This is a genomic window from Billgrantia montanilacus (genome assembly GCF_003336675.1).
GTDB classification, from domain to species: Bacteria; Pseudomonadota; Gammaproteobacteria; order Pseudomonadales; family Halomonadaceae; genus Halomonas; species Halomonas montanilacus.
In genome coordinates, this window is record NZ_QPII01000003.1 from 251,203 (window position 1) to 270,215 (window position 19,013).

The window sequence follows — 19,013 nt, forward strand, 5'->3', positions numbered from 1 at the left end:
CCTCCCCTGGCGCTATACGGCGGCGGCGCCACCGACGATCTCGGAGATTTCCTGGGTGATGGCGGCCTGGCGGGCCTTGTTGTACACCATCTCCAGGTCGTCGATCAGACCGCCGGCGTTGTCAGTGGCGCTCTTCATCGCGATCATTCGCGCTGCCTGTTCGCAGGCGCCATTCTCGACCACCGACTGATAGACCTGCGATTCGATGAAACGAACCAGCAGACTATCGAGCAGCGCCTTGGCATCCGGCTCATACAGGTAGTCCCAGCTACCGGGACGCTTGTTGTCTTCATCATGCGTATCCGCTCCCATATCGGGAGACAGGGGCAATATCTGCCTGACCACCGGCTTCTGCGTCATGGTGTTGACGAACTCGTTGTACACCACGTAGAGCCGATCCAGGCGCCCCTCGTCATACGCATCCAGCATGACCTTGACGCTACCGATCAGATCCTCGACCTCGGGCGACTCGCCCAGCCCGCTCTTCGCCGCCACCAGGTTGCCCCCGTAGCTCTTGAAGAAGCCGCTGGCCTTGCTGCCCAGGGCGCAGAAATCGAGCTCTGCCCCCTTGTCGCGCCATGCCCTGGCATCCCTGAGCACGGCCTTGAACAGGTTGACGTTCAGGCCGCCGCACAGGCCGCGGTCGGTGGAGACCACGATATAGCCGACCCGCTTCGCGTCACGCTCGATCATGTACTCATGACGGTACTCGGGGTTGGCGTCGGCAATATGGCTCACGACGTTGCGGATCTGACGGGCATAGGGCTGGCTGGCCCTCATCAGATCTTGTGCCTTACGCATCTTGGATGCAGCCACCATTTCCATGGCGCTGGTGATCTTCTGCGTATTCTTGATGCTCCCGATCTGGGTGCGTATCTCTTTTGCAGCTGCCATAGCGATCTACCTCGTTCTTGACCCTCAGAAGATGTCCAGGGCCCACCCGCCGGGGTGGGCCGGCGGAATTACCAGCTCTGAGTGGCCTTGAACTTCTCGAGACCAGACTTCAAGCTTTCCTGGATCTCTTTGCTGTAGTCGCCGGTCTGGTTGATCTGATCGAGCAGCTCGGCATGTTCGGACTTCATGTAATCGTGCAGGGCACGCTCGAAGTCCAGCACCTTGCTGACGTCCACGTCATCCAGGAAGCCTTCGTTGGCGGCGTACAGAGACACCCCCATCTCGGCCACGGACAGCGGCGAGTACTGTTTCTGCTTCATCAGCTCGGTGACGCGCTGACCGTGCTCAAGCTGCTTGCGGGTCGCTTCGTCCAGATCGGAGGCGAACTGCGAGAAGGCCGCCAGCTCGCGATACTGGGCCAGTGCCAGACGCACACCGCCACCCAGCTTCTTGATGATCTTGGTCTGGGCAGCACCACCGACGCGCGATACCGACAGACCGGCGTTGATGGCCGGACGGACACCCGCGTTGAACAGATCGGTCTCGAGGAAGATCTGACCGTCGGTGATCGAGATCACGTTGGTCGGAACAAACGCGGAGACGTCGCCGCCCTGGGTCTCGATGATCGGCAGTGCAGTCAGGGAACCGGTCTTGCCGGTCACTTCACCGTTGGTGAACTTCTCGACGTACTCGACATTGACGCGAGCGGCACGCTCGAGCAGACGCGAGTGGAGATAGAAGACGTCACCCGGGTAGGCTTCGCGGCCCGGCGGACGACGCAGCAGCAGGGATACCTGACGGTAGGCCCACGCCTGCTTGGTCAGATCGTCATAGACGATCAGGGCGTCCTGGCCGCGGTCGCGGAAATACTCGCCCATGGTACAGCCGGCATAGGGCGCCAGGAACTGCATCGGGGCCGGATCGGCGGCGCCGGCGGCGACCACGATGGTGTGCTCCATGGCACCGTGCTCTTCGAGCTTGCGCACCACGTTGGCAATGGTCGACTGCTTCTGACCGATGGCAACGTAGATACAGGTGACGCCCTTGCCTTTCTGGTTGATGATGGCGTCGACGGCGATGGCAGACTTACCGATCTGGCGGTCGCCGATGATCAGCTCACGCTGACCGCGGCCGATCGGCACCATGGCGTCGATGGACTTGAGGCCGGTCTGGATCGGCTCGTCCACCGACTGACGGGTGATGACGCCAGGGGCGACCTTTTCCACCGCGTCGGTCATCTTGGCGTCGATCTCGCCCTTGCCGTCGATGGGGTTGCCCAGCGGGTCGACCACGCGGCCGACCAGTTCGGGGCCCACCGGCACCTCGAGGATGCGACCGGTACAGCTGGCGGTCATGCCCTCTTCCAGCTGCAGGTAGTCGCCCAGTACCACGGCGCCTACGGAGTCGCGCTCCAGGTTGAGCACCATGCCGAAGATGTTGCCGGGGAATTCGATCATTTCACCGAACATCGCCTCTTCGAGGCCGTGAATTTTCACGATGCCGTCGGAGACGCTGACGATGGTGCCCTGGTTACGGGCTTCGGATGCGACATCCAGCTTTTCGATACGCTGCTTGATGATGTCGCTGATCTCGGAAGGATTCAATTGCTGCATGCCATGTCCCTCAGACTCAGGCGATAAGGGCTTCAGAGAGGCGATTCAGTCGACCACGCACCGACCCGTCAATGACGGTATCGCCGGCGCGCAGGACGACGCCTCCGAGAAGCTTCGGATCCACCTGAGTGGTAATGGAGATTTCGCGATTCAGCCGCTTCTTGAGCGCGCCGGAGAGCTTGTTCTGCTGCTTGTCGTCGAGCGCATAGGCGGTGACCACGATGACGTCGATACGCTTCTCGTGGTTGGCGCGCAGGCGTTCGAATTGCTCGGCGATAGCACCTAAAGCCGACAGCCGCCCCTTGCCACCCAGGGCTTCGAGGAACCGGCGACCAGCGTCATCAACGCTGATGTCGGCTAGCTCTATCACAATATCGACCTTGCGATCAGTGGCAATCTTGGGGCTCGCCAGCAATTTCTGTGCTTCACGCTCCGCGACGACCTGGCCCAGCTTGAGCAGCATGTCGGACCAGGCTTCAAGCACCTTGTGGTCCCGAGCATGCTCGAACGCAGCCCTGGCATAAGGTCGTGCGACAGTAGACGTTTCCGCCATGGGTCACCTCCTTCACAGTTCGGCAGCAAGCTTGTCGAGCAGCTTGCGGTGTGCCTGTTCGTCGATGGAGGCTTCCAGAACACGCTCGGCACCAACGATGGCAAGCGAGGCCACCTGGGCGCGAAGCTCTTCCTTGGCGCGATTGATTTCCTGATCGATCTCGGCGCGGGCACCGGCTACCAGGCGCTCTCCTTCGGCACGAGCCTGCTCACGAGCTTCCTCGACAATCTGCGCCGAGCGCTTGTTCGCCTGCTCGAGAATCTGGGAGGCCTGCTCCTTGCTCTCACGCAGCGTCTGCGCTGCCTGCTCTTGAGCAAGCTCGAGGTCGCGGGAAGCCCGGCTGGCTGCGTCGAGGCCGTCGGCGATTCTCTTCTGGCGCTCGTGAAGCGCAGTGCTGATCGGCGGCCACACGTACTTGATGCAGAACCAGACAAAGATCGCGAAGGCGATCGTCTGCCCGATAAGCGTCATGTTGATATTCACGGGTATGTACCTCTGACGGGTTCGTGGCAACCGGAAACGAGCAAACCGAGCGCCTCAGCGCCCGGCAGGATCATTAACCGGCAACGACGAAGATCAGGTACATCGCGATACCGACACCGATCATCGGCACGGCGTCGAGCAGGCCGGCCATGATGAAGGTCTTGGTCTGCAGCTGGTCGCCCAGCTCGGGCTGGCGGGCAGTGGACTCGAGCAGCTTGCCACCCAGGATGGCGAAGCCGATGCCGGTAGCCAGAGCGCCCAGACCGATGATGATGGCGGCTGCAAGGTAGACCATTTCCATGATGATACTCCTAGTACGTGAGTTGAGGTTCAGTGGGTTTGGGTTAAGGGGATTGCAAACGTTGCTCGGTTCAGTGGTGCTCGTGAGCGGCGCTCAGGTAGACGACGGTCAGCACTGTGAATATGAAGGCTTGCAGCGTGACCACCAGGATATGGAAGATGGCCCAGGGCACATCCAGCAGCCAGATGGCCCAGAACGGCAGCAGCGCGATCAGGATGAAGATCACCTCACCGGCGAACATGTTGCCGAATAGACGCATGGCGAGGCTGAAGGGCTTGACCAGCAGGCCGATCACTTCCAGCAACAGGTTGAAGGGAATCAACAGCCAGTGGTTGAACGGAGTCAGGGAGAGTTCCTTGGCGAAGCCGCCGACGCCCTTGACCTTGAGACTGTAGTAGATAATCAGGCAGAAGACCCCAAGTGCCATGCCCAGCGTCGCATTGACGTCCGTAGTCGGCACGATCTTCATGTACTCGACGCCGAGACGCGCGAAGAGCTGTGGGAAGTAGTCGACCGGGATGATCTTCAGCGTGTTCATCAGCAGGATCCAGACGAACAGCGTCAGCGCGAGCGGTGCAATGATGGGGTTCTTGCCATGGAAAGCGGAACGTACCAGTCCCTCGATGAATTCGATCACCATCTCGACAGCGTTCTGCAGCCCACCGGGGACGCCGGTGGTGGCCATGCGCCCCGCCTTGCGGAACAACCAGATGAACAGCAGACCCATGGCGATAGACCAACCCATGGTATCCACGTGGATGGCCCAGAAACCCATCTCGGAGGCTTCGGCCGAGGAGTGGGCGAACGACCAGCCGTTCTCGGGGTGCCGGCCGAAGGTCAGGTTTTGTAGATGGTGCTGGATGTAATACGTAGCCGTAACTTCGTTACCTGCTGCCATACGCTGCTTACCTCAGGTTCGGTGGGTCGGCCGGTCACGCAAGAGCCAGGGTGCAAGCCAGTGCATGAGTTGAGCCACCACATATGCGACAAAGAAAAAAGCCGGGTTTGAGGGGGGCACTGTGACGAAGACGATCACGAACAGTGCTACCGTCAAACCGAACTTGCCCAACGCTGCCTGATAGAGATTCATCACGCTGGCCCGCGGGCGGCGGCCGCCCCGGATGCGCAAGCCACGCCAGACGAAATACAGCGTGGGTACCAGGCTGACCATACCGCCGAGCAGGGCAGACAGCACCCCCTCGTGGCCATGCCGCAGCCCGGCCAGCAACGCGACGATCAGGGTAGCCAGACCCTGAGCCAGGAACAGGCGGGTGAAATCCGGGCGCCGGCGCCTTGTGGCAACGTGTCTGTGCATCCTGTCGACATATCCTGCCCTGCCTTGGCAGGGTCCGGGTGCCGGCTGTACCGAGCATGACACTCAGGCAAACAACGGCGGATTATAGGGAAGCGCCTCTGGGCCTTCAACCGAACAACGCTCTTTTGCTGCCGAATGGTGCGACTTTGCGACCAAAGGTGCAAGGATTGTCGACACCTGCACCCCGGTTCGGTGCCGTCACGGCGTCTAGCGAATGTGTTCCAGAATGCCGTCGAGCTCATCCAGGCTCGAATAGCGGATCGTGACTCGCCCCTTGCCACCGCGTCCGTGCTGGATCTTGACCGGCGCTCCGAGCACTTCGCCAAGCCGGGTCTCGAGGCGAGCCACATCGGGGCTGGTCGCGGTCGACTCGGTCTTCGTCGGTTCGCCGTTCACCAGGCGCTTGACCAGCGCTTCGGTATCGCGAACCGTCAGGTCCTTGTTGACCACCTCATGGGCGGCCTTGCGCTGCCTGGCACCGGAGAGCGCCAGCAGAGCCCGGGCATGCCCCATGTCCAGGTCACCGCGTTCGAGCAGGGTCTGCACTTCCGGATCCAGCGTCAAGAGACGCAGCAGGTTGGCCACCTGGGCACGGGAACGCCCGACGGCGTCCGCAACCTGTTGCTGGGTCAGCGCAAACTCGTCGAGCAGCCGTTTGAGCGCCATGGCTTCCTCGACGGGATTGAGATCCTCACGCTGGATGTTCTCGATCAGCGCCAGGGCCAGGGCCACCTCGTCGGTGACTTCACGGATCACCGCTGGAATGGTGTCGAGCTCCGCCAGCTGGGCCGCACGCCAGCGACGCTCCCCGGCAATGATCTCGTAGCGCGCCTCGCCGATGGGCCGCACCACAATGGGCTGCATGACCCCCTGGGCACGGATCGAGTCGGCGAGCTCTTCCAGCGCCTCGGGCTGAATGTCCCGGCGTGGCTGATACTTGCCACGGGAAAGCTGGCCCAGCGGCAGTCGCTCGAGGCGGTCCTCGGCGATCGCTACGGGCGGTGCCTCACCTTCCTCGAAGGCCTGGATCTCGACCTCGGGCAGCTCGAGGCTCTCGCGGCGACGGGCACCGGCACCGATCAGGGCATCCAGGCCGCGGCCCAGGGCGCGTTTTCGCGTCATTTATAATCCCTCATCATCACAACGAGCAGGTTACGGCAGTGGTACCACCGAGTTACAGCGACAGCCGGCGTATCAGCTCCTTGGCCAGTACCCGGTGGGCCTGGCTGCCTCGCGAGAAGCGAGCATACTTGGTCACCGGCAACCCATGGCTCGGTGCCTCGGCCACGCGGACGTTACGCGGAATGGTGGTCTTGAGCAGAGTTTCGCCGAAATAGTCTCGCAACTGCTTGCTGACGTCACGGGTGAGGCTGTTGCGCGAGTCGAACATGGTGCGCAGGATGCCGTAGATGGCCAGCCCCGGATTCACCCGATCCTTGATCTGCTCTACGGTATCGAGCAGCGCCGAGAGGCCCTCCAGGGCATAGAATTCACACTGCAGGGGAATCAGCACGCCATCGGCCGCGGTCAAGGCGTTGACCGTGAGCATGTTAAGCGACGGAGGACAGTCGATCAGCACCACGTCGTATTCACCGGCCACCGGTTTCAGGGCTTCGATCAGGCAGCGCTCGCGCCCTTCGGGGCGATCGAGCAGTTCCACCTCGGCGGCGGTGAGATCACCGTTGCCCGGCAGCAGGGCATAGCCGGCCGCTGGGCAGTCGAGCATCACTTCCAGTGCGCTCTTGTCTCCCAGCAGCATGTCCAGAACGCTGCCCTCCAGGCTGTGCTTGTCGATGCCGCTGCCCATGGTGGCATGACCCTGCGGGTCCAGGTCGACCAGCAGTACGCGACGATCCAGCGCCGCCAGGCTGGCGGCCAGGTTGACGGCGGTGGTGGTCTTCCCCACGCCGCCTTTCTGGTTGGTCAAGGCGATTATCTGGGTCACGGGCGACATCCTTGCGTCGATGGCACGCTCACCGGCGGCCAGGGTTGGAATCGGATCGCTCGACGATCAGCAACTGACGGTCTCCTGTCGTGAAGGGTACCGTCAGTCCATGACGCTCACGTATCACCACCGCGTCGGGCAGCCCGTTCAGCTCGTCATCCACAGCCGGCCCCTTCATCGCCAGCCAGCGCCCCGTGGGCGAAGGCAGGTGTCGGGTCAGCGACACGAAGTCGCCGAGACTGGCAAAGGCCCGGGAGACGACCTGGGCATAGCCACCCGCGGGAGGTTCGAAGGACTCGACCCGGGCCTGAACCGGCGTGACGTTGCCGAGTCCGAGTTCCATCACCGCCTGACGCTGAAACCGCACTTTCTTGCCGTTGCTGTCGAGCAGCGTGACCGCAAGCCGGGGCTTGAGGATCGCCAACACGAGCCCGGGAAGCCCCGCCCCCGACCCCACGTCGAGCAGTGGTTCGTCGGTCACGAAAGGCAGCACGGCGGCACTGTCGAGCAGGTGCTTGGCCACCATTTCCTCGGGTGAGCGTATCGCGGTGAGGTTATAGGCGCGATTCCACTTGTGCAACAACCCCACCAGGTCCAGCAGCTGCTTGCGCTGAGCCGCCGTTGCGACTATGCCCAAGGCGTCGAGGCCCTGATCGAGATGCGTTTCTACCGCTGTGGTCGAGGCCGTCGTCATCCGTTGGCCACCCGGCTGTCATCGAGCAGTCGACGCTTCTTCAAGTGAATCAGCAGGATGGAAACAGCCGCCGGGGTAACACCGGAAATTCGTGACGCCTGGGCCAGCGTGGCCGGTCGTGCGTCACCGAGTTTCTGACGAATCTCGTGAGAGAGCCCTTCGACCCGGTCATAATCGAGCTCGGCCGGCAGCGGCGTCGCTTCGTGGCGCTTGAGCCGGTCGATCTCGTCCTGCTGGCGGTCGATGTAGCCCTTGTACTTGGCCTGGATCTGCACCTGTTCGGCCACCGCCTCGTCTACCACCGGCTCTCCGTCCATGTCGGCGAGATCGTCATAGCCCAGTTCGGGGCGCTTGAGCAAGTCCATCAGAGAATACTCACGCGAAAGCGCCTTGCCAGTCTTCTCGGCGATGGCCTCGGCAGCGGCGGTGCCGGGCTGCACCCAGGTTGCCGCGAACCGGGCGCTTTCGCGCTCGATCGCCTCCCGCTTGGTGGTGAAAGCCGCCCAGCGGATATCGTCGACCAGGCCGAGTCCGCGACCGGTCTCGGTGAGGCGCAGGTCGGCATTGTCCTCACGCAGCAGCAGCCGATATTCGGCCCGGGAGGTGAACATGCGGTAGGGCTCTTTCGTGCCCATGGTGATGAGGTCGTCCACCAGCACACCCAGGTAGGCCTCGTCGCGGCGTGGCCACCAGGCGTCCAACTCCCTGGCCCGACGTGCGGCGTTGAGTCCCGCCAACAGGCCCTGGGCGCCGGCCTCTTCGTAGCCGGTGGTACCGTTGATCTGCCCGGCGAAGAACAGGTTGTGGATAAATTTCGTTTCCAGCGAGTGCTTCAAGTCACGGGGATCGAAGAAATCGTATTCGATGGCGTACCCGGGCCGGGTGACATGGGCGTTTTCCAGCCCGTGAATCGAGCGCACGACCTGCAGTTGCACGTCGAAGGGCAGCGAGGTGGAGATCCCGTTGGGATAGAGCTCATTGGTGTCGAGCCCTTCCGGCTCGATGAATATCTGGTGACTCGCCTTGTCGGCAAAGCGGTGAAACTTGTCCTCGATCGAGGGGCAATAGCGCGGCCCGACCCCTTCGATCACCCCGGAATACATCGGCGAACGATCGAGGTTGGCCAGGATGATCTCGTGGGTGCGTTCGTTGGTATGGGCGATGTGGCAGCTCACCTGCCGCGGATGCATCTCGCGACTTCCCAGGTAGGACATCACCGGGGTCGGTGTATCACCGGGCTGCTCCTCGAGTATCGAGAAATCGACGCTCTTGGCATCGAGTCGCGGCGGCGTTCCGGTCTTGAGACGATCAACCCGGAAAGGAAGTGCCCGCAGCCGCTGGGCCAGGGCATTGGAGGGTGGATCTCCGGCGCGACCCCCGCGGCTCTGGTCGAGACCGATATGGATTACGCCGCCGAGAAAGGTCCCTGTGCAGAGCACCACCGTTTCGCCGAGGAAACGGATGCCGGTTTCTGTTACCACGCCACGTACGGTGTCGTTGTCGACGATCAGGTCACCGGCGGCCTGCTGGAACAGCGTCAGATTGGGCTGATTTTCCAGCATGCCACGAATGGCGGCCTTGTAGCGCACCCGATCAGCCTGGGCTCTTGTCGCCCTCACCGCGGGGCCCTTTCGCGCGTTGAGCACACGAAACTGGATACCGCCCCGATCGGTAGCCAAGCCCATGGCGCCGCCCAGGGCATCGATTTCCTTGACCAGATGACTCTTGCCGATCCCGCCGATGGCGGGATTACAGGACATCTGCCCCAGGGTTTCGATGTTGTGGGTCAGCAACAGGGTCTGACAGCCCATGCGAGCGGAGGCCAGAGCGGCTTCGGTTCCCGCATGGCCGCCGCCGATGACGATGACGTCAAAGCGGTCGGGGTAATCCAAGGTACACCTCGTTGCGCTTATGCGCGGATATTGCGTAAGGGATGAAAATCAGCCTGGCAGTATAAACCTCCTGTGGGTAAGCGTCAGGGGTTTTCCACACGGGGTCCGTCGAGAGAGCTCGTTCTTCGGTATTTCTATAAAATAAATAGAATGATTTAAAGGTAGTTCTGTTGATGTTGTTACTACTAGTGTGGACAAAATCTGTGGGTAACTAAATAAAGTCACCATTTTTCAACACATTGAATTGTTGACTAGTGCCGTGAGAAGCGGCGCGTCTCCTGAGGGTTACCGGTGGCGAGGCTGTGGATGAAATGGCAGGTTACGCACAAGCGAGATCCTGCACCGCTTGTCCACCGGCGGCTACCCGCCTTGTCACCATGGCTGTGAACAAGCTCATCGATGATGAGTCTATGCCCCTGCGATGGGGCTTGCAGAGCGAAAAGTCAGCCTGCGGAAAAAATCTTATCCACAGCCCGAAAAAGGCCCTGTCGATAACCCGACAGGGCCTTTTTCACCGCGTTCATCAAGCAAGCTGTGCAGATTCAGTGCTTGAGCACCCGCGACAGAAAGCTCTGGGTGCGCTCATTGCGAGGGGAATCGAAGACCTGCTGTGGCGGTCCCTCCTCGACGATCTCGCCTCGATCAATGAAGATCACCCGGTCGGCGACTTCTCTGGCGAAACCCATTTCGTGGGTCACGATGATCATGGTCATCCCCTCGCGGGCCAGTTCACGCATGGCATCGAGAACCTCGCCGATCATCTCGGGGTCGAGTGCCGAGGTGGGTTCGTCGAACAGCATGAGCCGGGGTTCCATGGCCAGTGCCCGGGCCAGAGCAACCCGCTGCTGCTGGCCACCGGACAGCTGGCTGGGGTATTTGGACGCCTGGTCGCTGATACCGACCCTGTTGAGCAGCCTTTCCGCCGTCTCGGTGGCATCCGCCCGGTTCCAGCCGCGCACCTTCATGGGGGCCAGGGTCACGTTGTCGAGCACGCTGAGATGCGGAAAGAGGTTGAATTGCTGGAAGACCATACCCACTTCGGTACGAATCCGCTGCAGCGCCTTGCTACTCTTTCCATCGGGTACCAGCTCGTTGCCGTCGACCTCGATATGACCCTGCTGGAATTCTTCCAGGCCGTTGATACAGCGAATCAGGGTGGACTTGCCGGAGCCACTGGCGCCGATGACGACGACGACTTCGCCGGGCTTTATCGCCAGTTTGATGTCCTTCAGCACATGCAGGTCGCCGAAGTGCTTGTTGACCCGTTCCATGCGCACGATGGGATCGGATGTGGACGCTGTCATGCAAAGCTCCCTTGCTTCTCTTTATTGACCGACCAGGCCCTTGCGCTCGAGCATGCGCAACGCGATGGACAGGCTCCAGGTGATGGCCAGATACATCAATGCGACCATGAAGTAGACCTCCAGGGCGGTGAAGGTCGTGGCGATGTAGATCTGGCCCTGGCGGACCAGTTCGCCGACACCGATCACCGAGAACAGCGAGGTATCCTTGATGCTGATGATGCCCTGATTGCCTAACGGCGGAATCATGCGCCGAAACGCCTGGGGCCATATGATGTAGCGAAATGCCTGGCTGCGTGACAGGCCGAGCGAGAGGCCAGCCTCCCGCTGCCCCCGTTCGATGGATTGCACGCCACCGCGCACCACTTCCGAGATATAGGCACCGGAGTTCACCGCAATGGCGGCGATACCGGCGGTGAGAGCATTGATGGGGCCTCCCAGAAGCTGGGGCAGGCCGTAAAAGATGAACAGCACCTGAACCAGGATGGGGGTGCCGCGAAACACCTCGATATAGAGGATGGCGGGCCAGCGCAGCCAGCGTATCGGGCTGATGCGCAACAGGCCGAAGAAGATGCCGATGAAGAAGCCGATGGCCAGTCCGCCGAAGGAGATCAGCAGTGTCCAGGGAATGCCTGGCAGAAGATGGGGGATCGAACGGAACGCTGCCGCCCAGTCGAATTGAAAGGTCACTTCCACGGGTGTCACTCCAGAAACGCAGAGGCTGAAACGTAGACGCAGGCGGGGCCGGGGGGTCTTGCCACCCGGCCCCGCTGGATGGGCCGATCAGCCCTGGGGGATCATTCGTCGTCGGGGGCTTCGCCGAACCACTTCTGGTAGATCTCGTCGTAGGTGCCGTCTTCCTGCATCTCGGCGAGGGCCTCGTTCACCGGTTCGACCCACTGGCTGCCCTTGTGGAAGACGATACCGTACTGCTGGCCTTCGTAGAGGGGACCGACGACCTTGGTACGGCCTTCGCCACGGGTCTGGGAGAAGTAGGAGACGTTGGGGGCGTCATAGAAGGCGGCGTCCACGTTACGCCCCAGCAGCGCCATGTACATGTCGCTATTGCCCGGGTAAGGGGTGATGTCTGCACTGTCGCCCAGGGTCTCTTGCAGGAAGTCGTAGCTGGTCGAGCCGATGCGGGTGGCGACAGAGAGCCCTTCGAGGTCCTCTATGGTCTCGACGCTGTCGTTTTCGGCGCGCACGATGATCTGCAGGCCGGAGTCGTAGTAGGGGTCCGAGAAGTCGACGATCTCGGCGCGCTCTTCGGTGATGGTGACGCCGGCGATGGCGATTTCCTGGCTACCGGTCTGTACCGCCGGGATGATGCCGGCAAACTCCATGGTGGTCAGGTCGACCTCGAAACCGGCCCGGTCGGCGACCTCATTGATGATGTCCATGTCGAAACCGATCATTTCACCGGTATCGGGATCCAGCATTTCGAAGGGTACGAAACTGGGGTCGGTGACCACCTTGACGACGGGTCTGTCGGCCAGGGCGACCGCGGAAAAACCCAGGCCGAACGCGAGGGAAGAGACCAGGAGGGTTTGCTTGAATCGGGCTGAAGTGAAGCAAGAACGTTTCATTGAGCTCCCCGTTATAGGACGTTTTTCATGGGATTCACCCCATTCAACATGGTTAGAATCCCGAAAAGCGTCAAGTCGGAGAGGAAGAAAGCGCTAAAATGATGGCAGGCTAGACCATGAAGGAAGCACCGCAGCCGCAGGTGGTGGTGGCGTTGGGGTTCTGGACCAGGAAGCGGGCGCCGGCCAGGCCCTCTTCGTAATCCACGGTGGAACCGACCAGATACTGGTAGGAGAGCTCGTCGACCACCAGGGCCACTTCACCGAACTCGATCAAGGCGTCGTCCTCCGCCACATCCTCGGCGAAGTCGAAACCGTACTGGAAGCCCGAACAGCCGCCACCGGTCACGTAGACCCGCAGCTTGAGTCCCGGTTTGCCTTCCTCCGCGATGAGCGCCTGCAGCCTTTTTCTGGCACTGTCGGAGAGCATCATGGGAGTGGGCACGAAGGTTTCTGCGCCGCTCATGGGCATCCTCCCCTGTGGAAACGCCGCTCAAATGGCTGCACGAGCGATTCGCTGCGTTGCGCGGTGCTCAGAATCCTCACATATACCCCATATGCTCCGGTTCTTGCGCTCCGTGCGCCTTGCGTTTCATCTCGTTCGCCGATTTGTTCAGCATTTCCTTGAGCTGAATGAATGGGTAACAGGGGATTATCCCTAATCCCTAGCAAAAGGGTCAACTATTCATACTAATCAGGCTACACGGTTCAGGGCATCAGTGCCGGCGCCGCGAGTCCTGCGTGCTCGTCGAATCCGAACATCAGGTTGAGGTTCTGGATCGCCTGGCCGGAGGCCCCCTTGACCAGGTTGTCGATCACCGCCAGTACCACCACGGTGTCGCCGTCGCCCGGACGATGAACCGCCAGGCGGCAGACATTGGCTCCCTTGACGCTGCGGGTCTCCGGGTGGCTGCCGGCCGGCATCACGTCGACGAAGGGCTCGGCGGCAAAGCGGCACTCGAAGAGGCTCTGCAGATCGCCGGGGTCCCGGGTCAGCTTGCCGTAGAGGGTTGCATGGATGCCGCGGATCATTGGCGTCAGGTGCGGCACGAAGGTCAGCCCCACCGGCCCCCTGGCGGCGTCGCCGAGACCCTGGCGAATCTCCGGCAGGTGGCGATGGCCGGCGGCGCCGTAGGCCTTCATCGATTCGCTGGCCTCGGCCATCAGTGACGGCACCTTGGCACCCCGGCCGGCGCCGGTGACGCCGGATTTGCAGTCGGCGATGATGTGGTCGACATCGATCAAGCCGGCTTCGAGCAGCGGCAGCAGGCCAAGCTGCACGGCGGTGGGATAGCAGCCGGGCACGGCGATCAGGCGCGCCTTGCGGATGCGCTCCCGATGCATTTCCGGCAGCCCATAGACAGCTTCATCGAGCAGTTCCGGTGCGCCGTGGGGCTGACCGTACCAGTTCGCCCACTCCTCGGCGTCACGCAGGCGGAAATCCGCGGAGAGGTCGATGACACGGGTGCCCTTCGCCAGTAGCTCCCCGGCCAGTGCATGAGCCACACCGTGAGGCGTGGCGAAGAACACCGCATCGCAGGCTCCCAGCCGCTCGGCATCGGGTACGCTGAAGGCCAGGTCGTCGTAATGGCCGCGCAGGTTCGGGTACATCTCGCTGACACCCATGCCCGCCTCGGATCGCGAGGTGATGGCCTCGACCTCGACATCGGGGTGCTGGGCCATCAGCCTGAGCAATTCGACGCCGGTATAACCGGTGCCGCCGACGATTCCGACCTTGATCACGATGGACTCCTCTTGTTGGGTCTCCGAATATGATACACAAGAGAGAGGGCCACCTCCCAGCCGCCCCGGAAAACTCTTCGCACAGGAAAATCGCCGTGCCGTTCCCGTCGCTGCCCGACCTCACCCTGGAAGGCTTTCGCCGCAAGCTGGCCAATGTGGACGCCCTGCCCCAGCTCTGCGTGCTGGGGGTACTCTCGGGTCTGTTGACGGGGGCCGTCATGGTCGGGTTCCGCCTGCTGCTGGACCTGGGTGCGCTGACCTTCATGCCAGACGGCGACCCCGAGAATTTCGAGGGGCTGTCGCCGCTGTTGCGCTCGTCACTGCCGCTGCTGGCAGTACTGATCATCGGCCTCTTCCTGTGGCGCCAGCCCGCGGCCGCTCGCAAGATGGGGGTGGGCCACGTCATCGAGCGCCTCTCCTATCACCAGGGTCGTTTCCCCCTGCGCAACTGGATCAACCAGTGGTGGGTGGGGGTGATATCAGTGATCGGTGGCTTGTCGGCGGGCCGTGAAGGCCCCGCCATCCATCTCGGTGCGGCGGCAGCCAGCGGTATCGGGCAGCGCCTGCGACTGCCCCACAACAGCCTGCGGGTGCTGGTGGCCTGTGGTACCGCGGCGGGTATCTCGGCCTCTTTCAACACGCCCATCGCCGGCGTCATCTTCGCCATGGAAGTGGTGATGCTGGAGTACACCATCGTCGGTTTCATGCCGGTGATCCTGGCTTCCACCATGGGAGCCCTGGTCGCCATGCTGGTTTATGGTTCGGAACCGGCCTTCCAGGTGCCCAGCGTCAGCATGGGGTCGCTGATGAACCTGCCCTGGATCGTGGTTACGGCACTGTTCATCGGTCTGCTGGCCGGTCTTTTCATTCATGTGGCGAAGAGTACCGCCATCAGGGGACTGCCGTTCTGGCTGAGACTGATTCTGGTGGCAGTAGCCACGGCCGGCGTGGCCTGGTGGTATCCCGAGGTGCAGGGGATAGGCTATGACAGCCTGGATGCGTCACTGACCGGTCACCTGGCCGTGGATGTGCTGCTCGCCCTGGTGGTGGCCAAGCTGCTGCTCACCGGCCTTACCGTAGCCAGCGGCATTCCTATCGGCATCATCGGCCCGGTTCTGGTGGTGGGTGCCGCCGCGGGAGCCCTTGCTGGACTGGCCGGGGCCCAGCTGTGGCCGCAGCTGGCCGCCGAGCCGGGTTTGTATGCCATGCTTGGCATGGCGGCGATGATGGGCGCGGTGCTCCAGGCACCGCTTGCCGCCCTGATGGCGCTGCTTGAGCTCACCCATAATCCCAATATCATTTTGCCCGGCATGCTGGCGGTGGTCGTTTCGGGGCTGACCGCCCGGCAGCTATGCCGCTGCGACGGCTTCTTCGTCAGCGTGACCCGCCAGGGGCTTCACCCCCTACAGCAGCCACTGATGCAAGCGCTCTCCCGGGTATCGGTGCCGGCCGTTATGGAACGCAGCTTGGTGCGTACTCAACGCATGGTGACCAGGGAGCAGGCCCGCGCCCTGCTCGATGCAAAACCGGTATGGATACTGATCATGCGCTCGACCGATGACAAGCCGACCCTGGCGCTCAAGGCAGCGGACCTTGCACGGGCGCTGATGGACGAGCAGCTGGCCGAGGAGGTCGAAACCGCAAGCGAGCTGATCGACCTGCTGGAGGTGCCCGGCCAGCGTCTGGAGATGGCGCCGATCCACCTTCAGGCGACGCTGTCGGAGGCCTTCGAGCGGCTCAACGACCAGGCGGTGGATGCGCTATTCGTGGAGCACGGACATCGGCCGAAGCAGAAGCGGATTTCCGGTATCATCACCCGCGGCGCAATCGAGCGTTACTATTCGCTCAAATAGTTTGTGGCTCAAGTAGCTCAAGTAGGCATTCGCTCACGTAGTCGATACGTTATCGACTCGCCCCCGTCAGGAGACCCCATGTACCTGTGGCTGAAGGCTCTGCATATCGTTGCCGTGATCACCTGGTTTGCGGCGATGTTCTACCTGCCCCGGCTCTACGTCTACCATGCCATGGCCCGCGACAAGGGCGAGCAGCAGGCCATCGAGTACTTCACGGTGATGGAGCGAAAGCTCTATCGTGGCATCATGACACCTTCCATGGTCGCCGTGCTGGGGCTGGGTATCTGGCTGCTCTACCTGATGCCACACTGGCTCGGCATGGGCTGGATGCACGTCAAGCTGCTGTTGGTCCTGCTGCTGGTGATCTACCACCATGTCTGTCTGATCTACCTGAAACAGTTTGCCGCCGGGCGCTGTAGCCGCAGCCACGTCTACTTTCGCTGGTTCAATGAGTTGCCGGTGATCGCTCTGCTGGCCATCGTCATCCTCGCCGTCCTCAAGCCGTTCTGACATGGGCGACCGTATGCAGACTCCGCCGGTCGTGCTGATATTGGCGGGACATGACCCCTCCGGGGGCGCCGGCCTGGTCGCCGATAGCGAAACCGTGGCGGCCTGCGGCGGCTGGGGCGTCACGATTCCGACCGCGCTCACGGTGCAGAACTGCCGCGATGTCGAGCGGGTAGTGCCGGTCGAGGCTCGACTGATCCGCGAGATGGCCAACGCGCTGGACGAATTCTCCATCGCGGTCATCAAGGTAGGCTTGATCGCGAGCGAGGACGTGCTCGATGCGGTGGTGGATATCGTGCGCGCTCACCCCGGTGTACCTGTCGTGGTGGATCCGGTGCTCAAGGCGGGGGGAGGAAGCGAGTTATCCACAACCGCCCTGCTGGATGCCTTCCGCGTCCGCCTGCTGCCACTTGTGGATATTCTGACGCCCAATCGGCTGGAATTGGCCCGGCTGGCGGGTAGCGAGGCGAGCGACGATACTGCCCGGGTGAAGCGACTGCTGGCGCTCGGCTGCCGTGCGCTGTTGGTAACGGGCACCGATGACCCCGAGGAGCAGGTGGCACCCGATCAGGTACAGCAGGTTTTCTACACCGGTGAACAGAGCTGCCGCTGGCAATGGCCTCGGCTGCCGGGGCACTATCATGGGTCGGGCTGCACCCTTGCCGCAGCGCTGGCGGCGCGCCTGGCGTGGGGGGAGCCGCTGCCGCTTGCCTGTGAGCAGGCACAGTCGTTCACCTGGCAGGCACTGGCCAATGGCTGGCGTCCGGGCAGCCACCAGTCTTTGCCCCGACGCATGGACAGTGGCGGCGGGTGTTCCTTCGACTTGACCGGTGGCAAGGAGAGGCGGCTTGGCAGTCGTTCGGACTGGCCATGCCCCGCCGGGGCAGACAGAATGACATCAGGGATAGCCGATTCGCGTGAGATGCTGGTGAATCAGGTGTTATCCAACACTCACGACAAGGTTATCCAAGATTCTATCCACAGCCTGGCAGCGTCAGGCAGGAACCCTTTCGATCTTCTTTTCAGCGACAGCAAAGAGGCTTTCATGACCACATCCGCACAGCTCTTCGAACAGGCCTGCCGTCACATACCCGGAGGCGTCAACTCCCCGGTGCGTGCCTTCAAGGGCTTGCATCGGCCACCGGTGTTCATGGAACGGGCCCAGGGGGCCTATCTCTACGACGTCGAAGGCAAGCGCTATGTGGACTATGTCGGTTCCTGGGGGCCGATGATCACCGGCCACGCCGACCCTGACGTTCTTGGAGCGGTGCGGGACCGGCTCGACAACGGTCTCTCCTTCGGGACCCCGACCGCCATTGAGACCACCATGGCCGATCTGATCTGCGACATGATTCCCTCCATCGAGATGGTGCGCATGGTCAACTCGGGCACCGAGGCCACCATGTCGGCCATTCGCCTGGCGCGGGGCTACACGGGCCGTGACAAGATCGTCAAGTTCGAGGGCAACTACCATGGCCACTCCGACTCACTGCTGGTCAAGGCCGGCTCCGGCGCCCTGACCCACGGCGAGCCCAGCTCACCCGGCGTACCCGCCTCGCTGGCCGAGCACACCATTACCCTCTCCTACAATGATCTCGATGCCGTCGAGGCGTGCTTCGAGGAGATCGGCAGCGAGATCGCCTGCATCATCGTCGAACCGGTGGCCGGCAACATGAACTGTATTCCGCCACAGCCGGGCTTCCTGGAGACCCTGCGTCGGGTTTGCACTGAAAACGGCAGCGTGCTGATCTTCGACGAGGTGATGACTGGTTTTCGGGTAGCCATGGGCGGTGCGCAGGCACATTATGACATTACCCCCGATCTGACCTGCCTGGGCAAGATCGTCGGCGGCGGCATGCCGGTGGGGGCCTTCGGCGGCAAGCGCGAAGTCATGGAGCAGATATCGCCGCTGGGGCCGGTCTATCAGGCGGGCACGCTGTCGGGCAACCCGCTGGCCATGGCCGCCGGTATTGCGCTACTGACAAAGCTGCGTGCACCAGGCTTCCATGATGCGCTGGCACAGCGGGTGGAGACACTCTGCCATGGCCTCCAGGAACGCGCCGATGCGGCCGGTGTCGATATGATTACACAGCGTGTCGGCGGCATGTTCGGGCTCTTCTTCACTGGGCAGACGCGGGTCGACAACTTCGCCCAGGCCACGGCCTGCGATGCCGATGCCTTTCGCCGGTTCTTCTCGGCGATGCTCGACGAGGGTGTCTATCTGGCCCCATCGGCCTATGAAGCGGGTTTCATGTCCAGCGCCCACAGTCCGGAAGACATCCAGGTTACCCTGGATGCTGCGGTCAAGGCCTTCGATCAGGTGCGTCAGGGCTGAC

The 19,013-nt window shown here is 62.3% G+C and carries 19 protein-coding genes and 1 pseudogene; 4 read left to right on the plus strand and 16 right to left on the minus strand.

Features of this window, described 5'->3' with window-relative positions:
- Positions 1-12 precede the first annotated feature (12 nt).
- The 16 genes from atpG to argC form a co-directional block, all read right to left on the minus strand.
- Positions 13-894, minus strand: a complete 882-nt coding sequence (atpG, locus tag DU505_RS06580; RefSeq protein WP_114478184.1) for a F0F1 ATP synthase subunit gamma — start codon at positions 892-894, stop codon at positions 13-15.
- Positions 895-962: 68 nt separating this feature from the next.
- A complete protein-coding gene (gene atpA / locus DU505_RS06585; protein ID WP_114478185.1) occupies positions 963-2,507 on the minus strand; it encodes a F0F1 ATP synthase subunit alpha in 1,545 nt (514 codons plus the stop codon).
- A 16-nt stretch (positions 2,508-2,523) separates the two neighbouring features.
- Entirely contained in the window at positions 2,524-3,060 is a 537-nt protein-coding gene (locus DU505_RS06590; RefSeq protein WP_114478186.1) for a F0F1 ATP synthase subunit delta, read from the minus strand.
- A gap of 12 nt (positions 3,061-3,072) precedes the next feature.
- Positions 3,073-3,543 (minus strand): F0F1 ATP synthase subunit B, encoded by a 471-nt coding sequence (locus tag DU505_RS06595; RefSeq protein ID WP_114478187.1) that lies wholly within the window; start codon positions 3,541-3,543, stop codon positions 3,073-3,075.
- A 73-nt stretch (positions 3,544-3,616) separates the two neighbouring features.
- On the minus strand, positions 3,617-3,844 hold the full coding sequence (gene atpE / locus DU505_RS06600) for a F0F1 ATP synthase subunit C (protein WP_114478188.1): 228 nt from the start codon (positions 3,842-3,844) through the stop codon (positions 3,617-3,619).
- Between the two features lie 70 nt (positions 3,845-3,914).
- Positions 3,915-4,742, minus strand: a complete 828-nt coding sequence (gene atpB, locus DU505_RS06605; protein ID WP_114478189.1) for a F0F1 ATP synthase subunit A — start codon at positions 4,740-4,742, stop codon at positions 3,915-3,917.
- Between the two features lie 12 nt (positions 4,743-4,754).
- On the minus strand, positions 4,755-5,159 hold the full coding sequence (locus DU505_RS06610) for an ATP synthase subunit I (RefSeq protein WP_114478190.1): 405 nt from the start codon (positions 5,157-5,159) through the stop codon (positions 4,755-4,757).
- 207 nt (positions 5,160-5,366) lie between these two features.
- Positions 5,367-6,281, minus strand: a complete 915-nt coding sequence (locus DU505_RS06615; protein WP_114478191.1) for a ParB/RepB/Spo0J family partition protein — start codon at positions 6,279-6,281, stop codon at positions 5,367-5,369.
- A gap of 52 nt (positions 6,282-6,333) precedes the next feature.
- The gene (locus DU505_RS06620; RefSeq protein WP_114478192.1) at positions 6,334-7,104 is read right to left on the minus strand and encodes a ParA family protein; all 771 of its coding nucleotides are present in this window, start codon (positions 7,102-7,104) and stop codon (positions 6,334-6,336) included.
- A 28-nt stretch (positions 7,105-7,132) separates the two neighbouring features.
- On the minus strand, positions 7,133-7,798 hold the full coding sequence (rsmG, locus tag DU505_RS06625) for a 16S rRNA (guanine(527)-N(7))-methyltransferase RsmG (protein WP_114478193.1): 666 nt from the start codon (positions 7,796-7,798) through the stop codon (positions 7,133-7,135).
- A complete protein-coding gene (mnmG, locus tag DU505_RS06630) occupies positions 7,795-9,690 on the minus strand; it encodes a tRNA uridine-5-carboxymethylaminomethyl(34) synthesis enzyme MnmG (RefSeq protein ID WP_114478194.1) in 1,896 nt (631 codons plus the stop codon). Before mnmG ends, rsmG begins: the two co-directional genes overlap by 4 nt.
- A gap of 542 nt (positions 9,691-10,232) precedes the next feature.
- Positions 10,233-10,994, minus strand: coding sequence for an amino acid ABC transporter ATP-binding protein (locus DU505_RS06635; RefSeq protein WP_114478195.1), 762 nt, complete (start codon positions 10,992-10,994; stop codon positions 10,233-10,235).
- Between the two features lie 21 nt (positions 10,995-11,015).
- On the minus strand, positions 11,016-11,687 hold the full coding sequence (locus DU505_RS06640; RefSeq protein WP_114478196.1) for an amino acid ABC transporter permease: 672 nt from the start codon (positions 11,685-11,687) through the stop codon (positions 11,016-11,018).
- Between the two features lie 101 nt (positions 11,688-11,788).
- On the minus strand, positions 11,789-12,577 hold the full coding sequence (locus DU505_RS06645; protein ID WP_114478197.1) for a transporter substrate-binding domain-containing protein: 789 nt from the start codon (positions 12,575-12,577) through the stop codon (positions 11,789-11,791).
- A gap of 109 nt (positions 12,578-12,686) precedes the next feature.
- On the minus strand, positions 12,687-13,040 hold the full coding sequence (gene erpA, locus DU505_RS06650; protein WP_114478198.1) for an iron-sulfur cluster insertion protein ErpA: 354 nt from the start codon (positions 13,038-13,040) through the stop codon (positions 12,687-12,689).
- Between the two features lie 242 nt (positions 13,041-13,282).
- Positions 13,283-14,317, minus strand: a complete 1,035-nt coding sequence (gene argC / locus DU505_RS06655) for an N-acetyl-gamma-glutamyl-phosphate reductase (protein WP_114478199.1) — start codon at positions 14,315-14,317, stop codon at positions 13,283-13,285.
- 95 nt (positions 14,318-14,412) lie between these two features.
- Between argC and DU505_RS06660 the strand changes: the two genes are divergently transcribed.
- From DU505_RS06660 to hemL, 4 genes and pseudogenes are all read left to right on the plus strand, one after another.
- Positions 14,413-16,170, plus strand: a complete 1,758-nt coding sequence (locus DU505_RS06660) for a chloride channel protein (RefSeq protein ID WP_245947794.1) — start codon at positions 14,413-14,415, stop codon at positions 16,168-16,170.
- A 78-nt stretch (positions 16,171-16,248) separates the two neighbouring features.
- A complete protein-coding gene (gene hemJ, locus DU505_RS06665; RefSeq protein WP_114478201.1) occupies positions 16,249-16,680 on the plus strand; it encodes a protoporphyrinogen oxidase HemJ in 432 nt (143 codons plus the stop codon).
- 1 nt (position 16,681) lies between these two features.
- Positions 16,682-17,470: pseudogene (gene thiD, locus DU505_RS22685) on the plus strand (bifunctional hydroxymethylpyrimidine kinase/phosphomethylpyrimidine kinase); the annotation flags it as partial.
- Between the two features lie 252 nt (positions 17,471-17,722).
- Positions 17,723-19,012, plus strand: a complete 1,290-nt coding sequence (gene hemL / locus DU505_RS22690; protein WP_220250437.1) for a glutamate-1-semialdehyde 2,1-aminomutase — start codon at positions 17,723-17,725, stop codon at positions 19,010-19,012.
- Position 19,013 lies beyond the last annotated feature (1 nt).

Bases quoted from the DNA above. Each gene is read 5' to 3' on its own strand.
- DU505_RS06645 (WP_114478197.1), bottom strand. From the start codon at position 12,577: ATGAAACGTTCTTGCTTCACTTCAGCCCGATTCAAGCAAACCCTCCTG.
- rsmG (WP_114478193.1), bottom strand. From the start codon at position 7,798: ATGACGACGGCCTCGACCACAGCGGTAGAAACGCATCTCGATCAGGGC.
- hemJ (WP_114478201.1), top strand. From the start codon at position 16,249: ATGTACCTGTGGCTGAAGGCTCTGCATATCGTTGCCGTGATCACCTGG.
- erpA (WP_114478198.1), bottom strand. From the start codon at position 13,040: ATGAGCGGCGCAGAAACCTTCGTGCCCACTCCCATGATGCTCTCCGAC.
- atpB (WP_114478189.1), bottom strand. From the start codon at position 4,742: ATGGCAGCAGGTAACGAAGTTACGGCTACGTATTACATCCAGCACCAT.
- atpG (WP_114478184.1), bottom strand. From the start codon at position 894: ATGGCAGCTGCAAAAGAGATACGCACCCAGATCGGGAGCATCAAGAAT.
- DU505_RS06590 (WP_114478186.1), bottom strand. From the start codon at position 3,060: ATGGCGGAAACGTCTACTGTCGCACGACCTTATGCCAGGGCTGCGTTC.
- DU505_RS06635 (WP_114478195.1), bottom strand. From the start codon at position 10,994: ATGACAGCGTCCACATCCGATCCCATCGTGCGCATGGAACGGGTCAAC.
- DU505_RS06615 (WP_114478191.1), bottom strand. From the start codon at position 6,281: ATGACGCGAAAACGCGCCCTGGGCCGCGGCCTGGATGCCCTGATCGGT.
- atpA (WP_114478185.1), bottom strand. From the start codon at position 2,507: ATGCAGCAATTGAATCCTTCCGAGATCAGCGACATCATCAAGCAGCGT.
- hemL (WP_220250437.1), top strand. From the start codon at position 17,723: ATGACCACATCCGCACAGCTCTTCGAACAGGCCTGCCGTCACATACCC.
- DU505_RS06610 (WP_114478190.1), bottom strand. From the start codon at position 5,159: ATGCACAGACACGTTGCCACAAGGCGCCGGCGCCCGGATTTCACCCGC.
- atpE (WP_114478188.1), bottom strand. From the start codon at position 3,844: ATGGAAATGGTCTACCTTGCAGCCGCCATCATCATCGGTCTGGGCGCT.